This window comes from Citrobacter sp. C1 (genome assembly GCF_014596895.2).
Lineage (GTDB): Bacteria > Pseudomonadota > Gammaproteobacteria > Enterobacterales > Enterobacteriaceae > Citrobacter > Citrobacter gillenii.
The window spans coordinates 3,402,014-3,414,092 of record NZ_CP115035.1 but is presented as its reverse complement, the minus strand read 5'-3'; the positions used below and the strand labels follow the sequence as shown (position 1 = coordinate 3,414,092).

Genomic DNA, 12,079 nt, shown 5'->3' with positions numbered 1-12,079 from the left:
TGAAGAAAAGTTCTGCTTATCTGCAAAAAAATTTCATAAAAGGGTAAATTTTAACCGAGGCCAGGCCAGACGATGACGATCAGTGTCCCCGCCAGCGTCAGCAAGACGTTGGCAATAGCATAGGTGCCTGCATAACCTAAAGCAGGGATGTTGCTGCGCGCGGTGTCGCTGATGATTTCCATCGCCGGTGCACAGGTTCGTGCGCCCATCATGGCGCCAAACAGCAGGGCGCGGTTCATGCGCAATACGTAAGCGCCGAACAGGAAACAGATAACCACCGGCACCAGGCTGACAATCAGGCCCGCAACCAGCATTTGTCCGCCGACTGCACCGAGGCCGTTGCCAATACCGCTGCCTGCGCTTAAGCCGACGCCCGCCATAAAGACCATCAGGCCAAACTCTTTCACCATGTTCAGCGCACCCTGTGGGATGTAGCCAAACGTCGGGTGGTTGGCGCGCAGGAAGCCAAGCATAATACCGGCAAACAGCAGGCCAGCTGCGTTTCCGATGCCAAAGCTGAAATTACTGAACTGGAAGGTGATCATCCCAATCATCAGGCCGATGATAAAGAAAGCGCAGAAGGCCAGCAGGTCGGTGACCTGGCTGTGTATTGAAATAAAGCCGATACGGTCTGCAATGGTCTTTACGCGGCGGGCATCGCCGCTGACCTGCAACACATCACCTTTATTGAGCACGACGTTGTCATCAATCGGCATTTCAATCTGGCTACGGATCACGCGGTTAAGGAAGCAGCCGTGATCGGTCAGTTTTAACTGCGCCAGACGACGACCGACGGCATTGTGGTTTTTCACCACAATCTCTTCGGTGACGATGCGCATATCGAGCAGGTCGCGATCGAACACTTCTTTGCCGTTACGGAAACTGGGGTCGAGGCGGGCATGTGCATCCGGGTAGCCCACTAAGGCAATTTCATCGCCCATCTGCAATACAGCGTCGCCGTCCGGGTTAGCCAGAATGCCGTTGCGACGGATACGCTCGATATAACAACCGGTCTGGCGATAGATACCCAGCTCACGCAGATTTTTACCATCAGCCCAGGCAACCAATTCCGGACCGACACGATAGGCGCGGATCACAGGCAGATAGACCTTACGGTTGGCGTCGGTGTCGAGGCCACGTTCACGGGCGATTTGTTGGGCGCTGGTTTGCAAATCCTGATGCTGCAGTTTTGGCAGGTAGCGTGCGCCGACAATCAGGCTGACCAGTCCGATCAGATAAGTCAGTGCGTAACCGAGGCTCAGGTTATCAAGAGCCGTTGACAGCTGTGTTCCTGTCATCCCTGAATGGCGCAATGTGTCACCCGCGCCGACCAGCACCGGCGTGGAGGTCATTGAACCTGCCAGCATGCCAGCTGTCAGGCCGATGTCCCAGCCAAATAGCCTACCCAGTCCCAGGGCGATCAGCATTGCGCTGCCGACCATGACCAGAGCAAGCATTAGGTAATTTTTCCCATCGCGAAAAAAAATCGAAAAAAAGTTGGGACCAGCTTCGACGCCGACGCAAAAAATAAACAGCATAAAGCCGAGATTTAAAGCATCAGTGTTAATACTAAAGTGCTGCTGGCCTAATAATAGGGAGACTACTAAAACGCCAATGGAATTACCGAGTTGGACTGTACCCAGGCGTAATTTCCCCAGACACAGCCCCAGCGCCAGGACCACAAATAATAACAGGATGTAATTCCCATTTAACAAATCTGCGACGTTTATATTCACGGAGACTAACTTCTTGTTTACTAGTAAGCTATTGAAAGAAATGGCAATTTACGCTAATGTTTTTGCCAGAAATTAAGGGGCGACAGCATCGTACACAGCCCCAAATAAAGCAGCATGACGATATATGCGGCTAGTTTAATCTCATTACGTTTCAACGGCTATAAGAATCGTGTGAGTGCGTTTTTGGCATGGAATGCCGAACGACTTTATCTGACTGGACGCCTTTGGGCGAAAAGAGTGTTCGATAGAGAGTGTCAGGAGGAACGATTGAAACATAGGCAAGGTTGGGCGGGTGCGATCTGCTGCTTTGTGCTTTTTATTGTGGTGTGTCTTTCATTGACGCTGAACGTGAAAGGAGCATTTAAGGCGGCTGGGCATCCTGAGGTTGGGTTGTTGTTTTTTATATTGCCAGGAGCAGCGGCCAGCTTTTTTTCCCATCGTCGTGAGGTGCTTAGACCTCTTCTCGGTGCAATGCTGGCGGCACCGTGTTGTTTGTTATTGATGCGATTTGTGTTTATGCCTACGCGTTCGCTGTGGCAAGAGCTTGCATGGTTGTTTAGTGCGGTGTTTTGGTGCGCGCTTGGCGCATTGTGTTTTCTGTTTATCAGTAGCCTATTTAATCAGCATCAGCAGCGGAAAAAACACTGATTACGCCCTCCAGTGGAGGGCGTAGAGACGGCAATCAGGCGAACAGATTCACATTCTCTTTTGCCCATGCTTCGAAATCCGTGCAGCCGCCGATGTGTTTCTGATCGACAAAAATCTGCGGTACGGTCTCTACCGGCTTACCAACCGTCTTTTCCAGATCGGCTTTTGAGATCCCTTCAGCATGAATATCAATGTAGCGGAAGTTAAAATCTTCATGCTCATTGCTTAATTTTTCTGCCAATTCTTTTGCGCGCACGCAATACGGGCACCCTGGGCGACCAAAAATAACAGCAAACATCTCACTCTCCTCGAACTTATCAGGCCAGATGGCGAATGACTGTATGATGCCGCGATTTATGTCGGATGGAAAGTAGGTTCGGCCTGTTGCTTTGATACATCTACGCTATATCTGTTAAACATGAGAACTCGGAACGTTTTATACTACGAGCCACTTCGCCGGGAGGCCACGTATGCGCACTGTGGGTGTGTTACCTAAAAGCATATTGATTCTGGAAACGATCGGTATGGTGTCGTTAGCGCTGGCGCTATTGTCGCTTAACGATTATCTCACCTTACCCGCGCCGCTTAACAGTCCATTGGCCTGTGTGGTGATGATTTTTCTGGGGGTTTTGTTGATGCTTCCCGCCGCTGTGTTTTTAATGTGGCGCATTGCGCAACTGTTGGCGCCGCAGCTGATGTCGCGAACATCCAGCGTATCTTCCCGTTCAGCCAGAGAAAAAAGAGATGACTCCAACCATTGATTTACTTCGCAGCCACCGTTCTATTCGTCATTTTACCGAGGCGTCGATTTCGGATGCGCAGCGCGAGGCGATTATAGCTGCCGCGCAAGGCACCTCGAGCTCCAGTTTTTTACAGTGCAGCACGATTATTCGGGTGACGGATAAGGCCCTGCGAGAGTCGCTGGTGACGTTGTCGGGTGGGCAGCCGCACGTGGCGAAGGCTGCCGAATTCTGGGTGTTCTGCGCCGATTTTAACCGTCATTTACAGATTTGCCCTGACGCACAGCTGGGACTGGCAGAACAACTGCTGCTTGGCGTGGTTGATACGGCGATGATGGCGCAAAATGCGCTGACGGCTGCAGAATCGCTGGGGCTTGGCGGTGTATATATTGGCGGATTGCGCAACAATATCGCATCGGTAACTGAGTTACTGAAACTGCCGCAGCATGTTCTGCCGCTGTTTGGTCTGTGTCTCGGTTGGCCTGCAGATAATCCCGATATCAAGCCACGGCTGCCTGCGGCCATTGTGGTGCATGAAAATCAATACCAGCCGCTCGATAAGGACGCCCTGGCTCACTATGATGAACAGCTTGCGCAGTATTATCTGACCCGTGGCAGCAACACGCGTCGTGATACCTGGAGCGATCATATTCGCCGCACCATCATCAAAGAAAATCGCCCCTTTATTCTGGAATATTTGCACAAACAGGGATGGGCTACGCGCTAAAGATTTTAACCCGGTGTATGATACGCCGGCTTTTAGCAGGTCTTTCAGAGAGGTGCAGGGTGAAAATTGCCATTTTGTCCCGGGACGGAACGCTCTATTCTTGTAAGCGCCTGCGTGAAGCGGCGATGCAGCGCGGTCACCTGGTTGAAATTATCGATCCCCTTTCCTGTTATATGAACATTAGTCCGGCGGCGTCTTCGATTCATTACAAGGGCCGCCAGCTCCCTCATTTTGATGCGGTCATCCCACGAATCGGCTCGGCGATTACCTTTTACGGTACGGCGGCGTTGCGCCAGTTCGAGATGTTAGGGAGTTATCCGTTGAATGAGTCGGTGGCGATCACCCGTGCGCGCGATAAGCTGCGCTCATTGCAACTGCTGGCACGTCAGGGAATCGATCTCCCGATTACCGGAATCGCGCACTCACCGGACGATACCAGCGACATGATTGATATGGTCGGCGGCGCACCGTTGGTGGTGAAGCTGGTAGAAGGCACGCAGGGTATCGGTGTGGTGCTGGCCGAAACGCGTCAGGCCGCGGAGAGCGTCGTGGATGCATTTCGAGGACTGAACGCACATATTCTGGTGCAGGAATATATTAAAGAGGCCAAAGGGCGGGATATTCGCTGTTTTGTCGTAGGGGACGAGGTGGTGGCCGCTATTGAGCGTCGGGCTAAAGAGGGCGATTTTCGTTCTAATCTCCATCGCGGTGGCGTGGCCAGTATTGCCAATATTACGACGCGTGAAAGGGACATCGCGATAAAAGCTGCCCGAACCATGGGCCTGGATGTGGCTGGCGTTGATATTTTGCGCGCAGACCGCGGGCCGCTGGTCATGGAAGTTAACGCTTCTCCGGGGCTTGAAGGCGTGGAGAAAACCACGGGGGTTGATATTGCCGGACGGATGATCAAGTGGATCGAACGTCATGCAACTCCGGAATTTTGTCTTAAAATCGGCGGCTGAACGCAATATCGATGGCGATCGTGGTATGACGCGGTCTTTTTGCGTAAGCTGTGCCGGTAATTTTTTCATCGAAAGAGGTCGCACATTATTATGACATCACTGGTCGTTCCCACTCTGGATACGTTGCGTCAATGGCTCGACGACCTGGGCATGAGTTTTTTTGAATGCGATACCTGTCAGGCGCTGCATTTACCTCATATGCAAAACTTTGACGGCATCTTTGATGCGAAAATTGATTTGGTGGATAACGTCATTCTGTTCTCTGCGATGGCGGAAGTCAGGCCATCGGCGTTGCTGCCGTTGGCCGCCGATCTGTCATCCATTAATGCCAGTTCGCTGACGGTGAAAGCCTTTCTGGACATGCAGGATGATAATCTGCCAAAGCTGGTGGTTTGCCAGTCTTTATACGTTGTGCCGGGCGTCACGTTTGAGCAGTTCGAATGTTTTGTTCGCCAGAGCGAAGAGCAGATATCCATGGTGATCCTTGAAGCCGGGGCGCATCAACTGTTATTTAACGCTGAAGAAGATGTGCAAAACAGCGGTACTGAGACCCATTTCCTCCATTAATATTTCCTGAGCAATGATGCCAAAAGCGCAGCCGCTGCCAGAGCGGTTGCGTATTACCCTATTTTTATTCTGCATTTAACCTTTTATTAAAGAATTATTCACCTAACTTCCACGCCTTCTGCCTTATGTCATAGATAAATCCTGCATAAAAAATTGATAAAAGACGTTTTTTTAACTGGGCTATATCCTCGAATCCTGGCTAAAGTTATTCTGGCGAGGCTTATAAACGTCATCCTTCAATGAACCCTTTATGGGCTGCATGCGACCGCAATGCATGTTGAATGATTCCGCGATTATTAGCGAGCCATAGCGGCACAGGGGAAGCCTCTTTTCTTATTTGTGCTGAATGAAAGAATATGCACGTTTCTTGCATATCATAGAGTGTGAATTTTTTGTTCGTTTGTTAACGAACTTTCAGAAGGAAAGAGATTATGACCGCCTTAAATAAAAAATGGTTATCAGGCCTGGTTGCGGGTGCTCTGATATCCCTCTCTGCCGGCACGCTCGCTGCTGAACAAAAAACGCTGCATATTTATAACTGGTCTGATTATATCGCCCCCGACACGGTGGCTAATTTTGAAAAAGAGACCGGCATTAAAGTGGTTTATGATGTGTTCGACTCCAATGAAGTACTGGAAGGTAAGCTCATGGCGGGTAGCACTGGCTTTGACCTTGTCGTTCCTTCCGCCAGCTTCCTTGAGCGTCAGCTTACTGCGGGTGTTTTCCAACCGCTGGACAAAAGTAAACTGCCAGACTGGAAAAACCTCGATCCCGAATTGCTGAAGCTGGTGGCGAAACACGATCCAGACAACAAGTTTGCGATGCCGTATATGTGGGCAACCACCGGTATTGGCTACAACGTGGATAAAGTGAAGGCGGTGCTGGGCGCGGATGCGCCGGTCGACAGTTGGGATCTGATCCTGAAGCCGGAAAATTTGGAAAAACTCAAAAGCTGCGGCGTCTCGTTCCTTGATGCCCCCGAAGAAGTGTTTGCCACCGTGCTGAATTACTTGGGTAAAGACCCCAACAGTACCAAAGCGGACGATTACACCGGACCGGCAACCGATCTGCTGTTGAAGCTGCGTCCGAATATTCGTTATTTCCACTCTTCTCAATACATTAACGATCTGGCAAACGGTGATAGCTGCGTGGCAATTGGTTGGGCAGGGGACGTATGGCAGGCCGCTAATCGCGCGAAAGAAGCGAAAAATGGCGTCAATATTTCCTTCTCAATTCCAAAAGAAGGGGCGATGGCGTTCTTCGATGTTTTCGCCATGCCTGCGGATGCTAAAAATAAAGACGAAGCGTATCAGTTCCTCAACTATCTGCTGCGTCCGGATGTGATTGCCCATATTTCCGACCACGTGTTCTACGCCAACGCGAACAAAGAGGCGACGGCGTTGGTCAGCCCTGAAGTTCGTGACAATCCGGGGATTTACCCGCCGGCCGATGTGCGAGCTAAGTTGTTCACTCTGAAAGTACAGGATCCGAAGATCGATCGTGTCCGTACTCGTGCCTGGACCAAGGTGAAAAGCGGGAAATAACCCGCGTCAGGGAGATGACCCGGCGGCGCGTAAGTCCGCCGGGACACCCGAACCCTGAACACTCATAACCCGGCAATACGCACCATGCTGGTGCGTTATTTGCACTGTTTCTTTGTTTTATGCCGGAGAGCACTCACGTGAATGATGCGACCCCCCGCCCACAGGCGAAGACCCGCAAAGCGCTAACCCCGCTGCTTGAAATTCGTAATCTGACCAAGTCTTTCGATGGCCAGCACGCCGTCGATGACGTCAGCCTGACTATCTACAAAGGCGAAATATTTGCCCTGCTAGGGGCCTCCGGCTGCGGCAAATCAACTCTGCTGCGCATGCTGGCGGGCTTTGAACTGCCGACCACCGGGCAAATTATGCTCGATGGTGTCGATTTAGCACACGTCCCGCCGTATCTGCGCCCGATTAATATGATGTTTCAGTCCTACGCGCTGTTCCCACATATGACGGTGGAGCAGAACATTGCCTTTGGCCTGAAGCAGGACAAGTTGCCGAAAGCTGAAATTACCAGCCGGGTCAACGAGATGCTGGGCCTGGTGCATATGCAGGAATTTGCCAAACGCAAACCGCATCAGCTTTCCGGCGGTCAGCGACAGCGTGTGGCACTGGCGCGCAGCCTGGCAAAACGTCCTAAACTGCTGCTGCTGGACGAACCGATGGGGGCGCTGGATAAAAAGCTACGTGACCGCATGCAACTGGAAGTGGTCGATATCCTCGAACGTGTGGGTGCGACCTGTGTGATGGTAACGCACGATCAGGAAGAAGCCATGACGATGGCGGGGCGTATTGCGATCATGAATCGCGGCAAGTTCGTGCAAATCGGCGAACCTGAAGAGATTTACGAGCACCCGACCACCCGCTATAGCGCGGAATTTATTGGCTCGGTAAACGTGTTCGAGGGGCTACTGAAAGCGCGTCAGGAAGACGGCCTGATCATTGACTCTCCGGGGCTGGTCCATCCGCTGAAAGTCGATGCTGATGCCTCCATCGTTGATAACGTCCCGGTGTACGTCGCGCTGCGTCCGGAAAAAATTATGCTCTGTGAGACTCCACCGGCGGATGGCTATAACTTTGCGGTGGGGGAAGTGGTTCACATTGCCTATCTCGGTGATTTGTCGGTGTACCACGTACGTTTAAAAAGCGGCCAGATGTTGAGTGCTCAGCTACAAAACGAACATCGCTACCGTAAGGGGCTACCGACCTGGGGCGATGAGGTGCGTTTGTGTTGGGATGCGGACAGTTGCGTAGTGTTGACGGTTTAAGGAGTGAAAATGCGTACACTTGAACCTCCGGCGCGCGTGGACAACGCGAGCCGTTTCACGCTGTTTATGTCGCGGATGCAGATGAAGCATGGGCGCAAGGTGGTGATTGCGCTGCCGTATATCTGGCTGATTCTGCTGTTTTTGCTGCCATTTTTAATCGTTTTTAAGATCTCTTTTTCTGAGATGGCGCGGGCGATACCCCCGTATTCTGACCTCATCTCATGGGCAGACGACCAGCTCTCCATCACGCTTAATGTTGGCAACTTCCTGCAACTGACGGCTGACCCGCTGTATGTTGATGCTTACCTGCAGTCGTTGCAGGTGGCGGGGATTTCGACGATCTGCTGTTTGCTACTGGGATATCCACTGGCATGGGCTGTGGCACACAGCAAACCGTCAACGCGGAATATTCTGCTGTTGCTGGTGATCCTGCCTTCCTGGACCTCGTTTTTGATTCGCGTGTATGCCTGGATGGGGATCCTGAAAAATAACGGGATCCTGAATAATTTTCTGATGTGGCTGGGAGTTATCGATCAGCCGCTGACGATCCTGCACACCAATCTGGCGGTCTATATCGGGATTGTTTATGCATATTTGCCGTTTATGGTACTGCCGATCTACACCGCGTTGACACGTATCGACTATTCGCTGGTGGAAGCGGCGCTGGATCTTGGGGCCCGACCGCTGAAAACGTTCTTTAGCGTGATCGTGCCGTTGACCAAAGGCGGGATCATCGCAGGCTCAATGCTGGTGTTTATCCCGGCGGTCGGGGAGTTTGTGATCCCTGAACTGCTGGGCGGGCCGGACAGCATTATGATTGGCCGTGTGTTGTGGCAGGAGTTTTTCAATAACCGTGACTGGCCGGTGGCGTCGGCTGTGGCCATTATTATGCTGCTGTTATTGATTGTGCCGATCATGTGGTTCCATAAATATCAGCAAAAAAGTGTGGGGGAACACGGATGAATAATTTACCCGTCGTTCGCTCACCGTGGCGTATTTTTATCCTGGTCATAGGGTTCACTTTCCTGTACGCGCCGATGCTGATGCTGGTTATCTATTCGTTTAACAGCTCCAAACTGGTGACGGTCTGGGCAGGGTGGTCGACGCGCTGGTACGGTGAATTGCTCCACGATACTGCCATGATAAGCGCTGTTGGGATGAGTTTGACCATTGCTGCCTGTGCGGCGACGATGGCGTCGATCCTCGGCACGATTGCTGCGGTGGTGCTGGTGCGCTTTGGTCGTTTCCGGGGTTCGAATGGCTTTGCCTTTATGATAACAGCGCCGCTGGTTATGCCGGATGTCATCACCGGCCTGTCGCTGTTGTTGCTGTTTGTCGCCATGGCGCATGCTATTGGCTGGCCGGCAGATCGCGGGATGTTAACCATCTGGCTGGCGCACGTCACTTTCTGTACGGCGTATGTGGCGGTTGTTATCTCCTCGCGTTTGCGCGAACTGGATCACTCCATCGAAGAAGCGGCGATGGATCTTGGCGCCACGCCGCTGAAGGTCTTCTTTGTCATCACGCTGCCGATGATTATGCCGGCGGTGATTTCCGGCTGGCTGTTGGCTTTCACCCTGTCGCTTGACGATCTGGTGATCGCCAGCTTTGTTTCCGGTCCTGGGGCGACGACGTTGCCGATGCTGGTGTTCTCCAGCGTACGTATGGGGGTTAATCCAGAAATTAACGCGCTGGCGACGCTGATTCTTGGCGTGGTAGGAATTATCGGATTTATCGCGTGGTACCTGATGGCCCGGACAGAAAAGCAGCGGTTGCGCGATATCCAGCGTGCAAGACGCGGCTGAAAAAACTAAAATCTGCCAACCTCTACTCGGTGCAGCATGTGGCGCTGCACCGTTTTCACGGAAGACGACGCGTTGGGATTTTTTAAGAAATCATCCACATCACATGCTCGCTTAAACGTTCCTGCTTTAGTGCAGGTGGCGGCGCTCGCTATTATTATGATCCGCGGCCTCGATCTGTTGATGATTTTCAATACGTTGGGTGTGAGCGGGACAATGGCATTTATCCAGCGTAGCGTGCAGACCTGGAATTTAACGCTGGTGTTTTTAAGCAGTCTGATACTGGTGTTTATCGAAATTTACTGTGCCTTTTCATTGGTCAAAGGACGTAACTGGGCGCGCTGGATTTATCTGTTTACCCAGGTGGTGGCCTCCGGTTATTTGTGGGCGGCATCGTTAGGTTATGGTTACCCCGAGCTGTTCAGTATTGCGGGTGAATCGAAGCGTGAAATTTTTCGCACGCTGGTGATGCAGAAATTACCGGATATGCTGGTGCTGTTGTTGCTGTTTGTTCCGGCATCCAGTCGACGGTTCTTCCGTCTGCAATAATGTGTATAATCTTCGCCCCGGTTAATTTGAAGGTTTTCTTATGCAGTGCGCTCTTTATGACGCCGATCGCTGTCGTTCCTGTCAGTGGATAACACAGCCCGTTGGCGATCAACTCCGTGCAAAAATGGCCGATCTCCAGACTCTTCTTGCCGACTATTCGGTCGGGGAGTGGTGCGCGCCCGTCGTTGGCCCGGAGAGCGCTTTTCGTAATAAAGCCAAAATGGTGGTGAGCGGTAGCGTGGAAAAACCGCTGTTGGGCATGCTGCATCGTGACGGTACACCTGAAGATTTGTGCGACTGTCCGCTTTATCCTGCCTCATTTGCGCCGGTATTTGCCGCACTAAAACCCTTTATCGCCCGTGCCGGGTTGACGCCTTACAACGTAGCGCGTAAGCGGGGCGAACTGAAATATGTGCTGTTAACGGAAAGCCAGTTTGACGGCGGTATGATGCTGCGTTTTGTCTTACGCTCAGAGGCCAAGCTGAGCCAACTGCGCGCGGCGTTGCCGTGGCTGCAGGCGCAGTTACCGCAGTTAAAGGTGATAACGGTCAATATCCAGCCGGTGCATATGGCGATTATGGAAGGGGAGACAGAAATCTTCCTGACGGAGCAGCAGGCGCTGGCTGAACGTTTTAATGATGTACCGCTGTGGATCCGCCCGCAGAGTTTCTTTCAAACCAACCCGGTAGTGGCTGAGCGTTTGTATGCCACGGCTCGCGATTGGGTGCGTCAGCTTTCGGTCAACCATATGTGGGATCTGTTTTGTGGTGTTGGCGGTTTTGGCCTGCATTGCGCTACGCCGCAGATGAAACTGACGGGTATCGAGATCGCACCAGAGGCGATCGCCTGTGCGAAACAATCTGCGCAGACGTTGGGGTTACAGAATCTGCACTTTCAAGCGCTCGATTCGACCCAATTCGCGACGGCACAGGAAGACGTTCCGGATCTGGTGCTGGTGAACCCGCCGCGTCGGGGCATTGGTAAACCCCTGTGTGATTATCTTTCCCACATGGCACCGCCGTTTATCATCTACTCCAGCTGTAATGCGCAAAGCATGGCGAAGGATATTGGCGGGCTGCCAGGCTATCGCATAGAACGGGTTCAACTTTTCGATATGTTCCCACACACCGCGCACTATGAAGTATTGACGCTGCTCAGCCGACAATAGTTTCTTTTCTTCGCAGGGAATGCCTGATGACGCTTCGCTTGTCAGGTCTATGGATGGATGCGGGTTGTTGGCCGCATTCGGTAAATGCAATAGACGAAAAAAAAGCCCGTACTTGCGTACGAGCTCTTTCTCAAATGTGGCGGTGAGAGAGGGGTTCGAACCCTCGATACGTTGCCGTATACACACTTTCCAGGCGTGCTCCTTCAGCCACTCGGACACCTCACCGTATTGTATTGCTGCCTGACCGCTTGGGGGGCAACGGGGCGCTACTATAGGGAGTTGCGCTAAAACGGTCAAGCAGAATTTACGTCTTCACTCTCGTTTGGTTACGCAATAGACATATTCTGCGCCCGGACAGGCGCAGA

Annotated in this window: 13 protein-coding genes and 1 tRNA gene; 11 read left to right on the top strand and 3 right to left on the bottom strand. The window is 52.2% G+C overall.

Annotated elements, in window-relative coordinates; genetic code table 11:
- Window positions 1-50 precede the first annotated feature (50 nt).
- Window positions 51-1,736 (bottom strand): aspartate:alanine antiporter, encoded by a 1,686-nt coding sequence (locus tag IB214_RS16570; RefSeq protein ID WP_115258963.1) that lies wholly within the window; start codon window positions 1,734-1,736, stop codon window positions 51-53.
- Between the two features lie 267 nt (window positions 1,737-2,003).
- On the opposite strand from IB214_RS16570, the gene IB214_RS16565 reads away from it, so the two are divergent.
- Window positions 2,004-2,384 (top strand): inner membrane protein YbjM, encoded by a 381-nt coding sequence (locus IB214_RS16565; protein ID WP_096759440.1) that lies wholly within the window; start codon window positions 2,004-2,006, stop codon window positions 2,382-2,384.
- A gap of 34 nt (window positions 2,385-2,418) precedes the next feature.
- Here IB214_RS16565 and IB214_RS16560 read toward each other — a convergent pair whose 3' ends face one another.
- A complete protein-coding gene (locus tag IB214_RS16560; RefSeq protein ID WP_096757713.1) occupies window positions 2,419-2,682 on the bottom strand; it encodes a GrxA family glutaredoxin in 264 nt (87 codons plus the stop codon).
- Between the two features lie 172 nt (window positions 2,683-2,854).
- Between IB214_RS16560 and IB214_RS16555 the strand changes: the two genes are divergently transcribed.
- The 10 genes from IB214_RS16555 (at window position 2,855) to rlmC (ending at window position 11,714) form a co-directional block, all read left to right on the top strand.
- Window positions 2,855-3,145: a DUF1418 family protein gene (locus tag IB214_RS16555; RefSeq protein WP_096757712.1), complete on the top strand. Its 291-nt coding sequence runs from the start codon at window positions 2,855-2,857 to the stop codon at window positions 3,143-3,145.
- On the top strand, window positions 3,129-3,851 hold the full coding sequence (gene nfsA, locus IB214_RS16550; RefSeq protein WP_115258961.1) for a nitroreductase NfsA: 723 nt from the start codon (window positions 3,129-3,131) through the stop codon (window positions 3,849-3,851). The genes IB214_RS16555 and nfsA overlap by 17 nt, the downstream gene beginning before the upstream one ends.
- Window positions 3,852-3,910: 59 nt before the next feature.
- Window positions 3,911-4,813, top strand: coding sequence for a 30S ribosomal protein S6--L-glutamate ligase (gene rimK, locus IB214_RS16545; RefSeq protein WP_117341700.1), 903 nt, complete (start codon window positions 3,911-3,913; stop codon window positions 4,811-4,813).
- A 90-nt stretch (window positions 4,814-4,903) separates the two neighbouring features.
- Window positions 4,904-5,380, top strand: coding sequence for a YbjN domain-containing protein (locus IB214_RS16540; RefSeq protein WP_096757709.1), 477 nt, complete (start codon window positions 4,904-4,906; stop codon window positions 5,378-5,380).
- A gap of 431 nt (window positions 5,381-5,811) precedes the next feature.
- Window positions 5,812-6,924, top strand: coding sequence for a spermidine/putrescine ABC transporter substrate-binding protein PotF (gene potF, locus IB214_RS16535; RefSeq protein ID WP_096757708.1), 1,113 nt, complete (start codon window positions 5,812-5,814; stop codon window positions 6,922-6,924).
- Window positions 6,925-7,061: 137 nt separating this feature from the next.
- Window positions 7,062-8,195, top strand: coding sequence for a putrescine ABC transporter ATP-binding subunit PotG (gene potG / locus IB214_RS16530; RefSeq protein ID WP_096757707.1), 1,134 nt, complete (start codon window positions 7,062-7,064; stop codon window positions 8,193-8,195).
- Window positions 8,196-8,204: 9 nt separating this feature from the next.
- The gene (gene potH / locus IB214_RS16525; RefSeq protein WP_115258957.1) at window positions 8,205-9,158 is read left to right on the top strand and encodes a putrescine ABC transporter permease PotH; all 954 of its coding nucleotides are present in this window, start codon (window positions 8,205-8,207) and stop codon (window positions 9,156-9,158) included.
- Window positions 9,155-10,000, top strand: coding sequence for a putrescine ABC transporter permease PotI (potI, locus tag IB214_RS16520; protein WP_096757705.1), 846 nt, complete (start codon window positions 9,155-9,157; stop codon window positions 9,998-10,000). The genes potH and potI overlap by 4 nt, the downstream gene beginning before the upstream one ends.
- 36 nt (window positions 10,001-10,036) lie before the next feature.
- Window positions 10,037-10,546, top strand: a complete 510-nt coding sequence (locus IB214_RS16515; RefSeq protein ID WP_096757704.1) for a YbjO family protein — start codon at window positions 10,037-10,039, stop codon at window positions 10,544-10,546.
- Between the two features lie 40 nt (window positions 10,547-10,586).
- Window positions 10,587-11,714: a 23S rRNA (uracil(747)-C(5))-methyltransferase RlmC gene (gene rlmC / locus IB214_RS16510; RefSeq protein ID WP_117341701.1), complete on the top strand. Its 1,128-nt coding sequence runs from the start codon at window positions 10,587-10,589 to the stop codon at window positions 11,712-11,714.
- A gap of 137 nt (window positions 11,715-11,851) precedes the next feature.
- Here rlmC and IB214_RS16505 read toward each other — a convergent pair.
- Window positions 11,852-11,939: transfer RNA gene (locus IB214_RS16505), tRNA-Ser, on the bottom strand.
- Window positions 11,940-12,079: the final 140 nt, after the last annotated feature.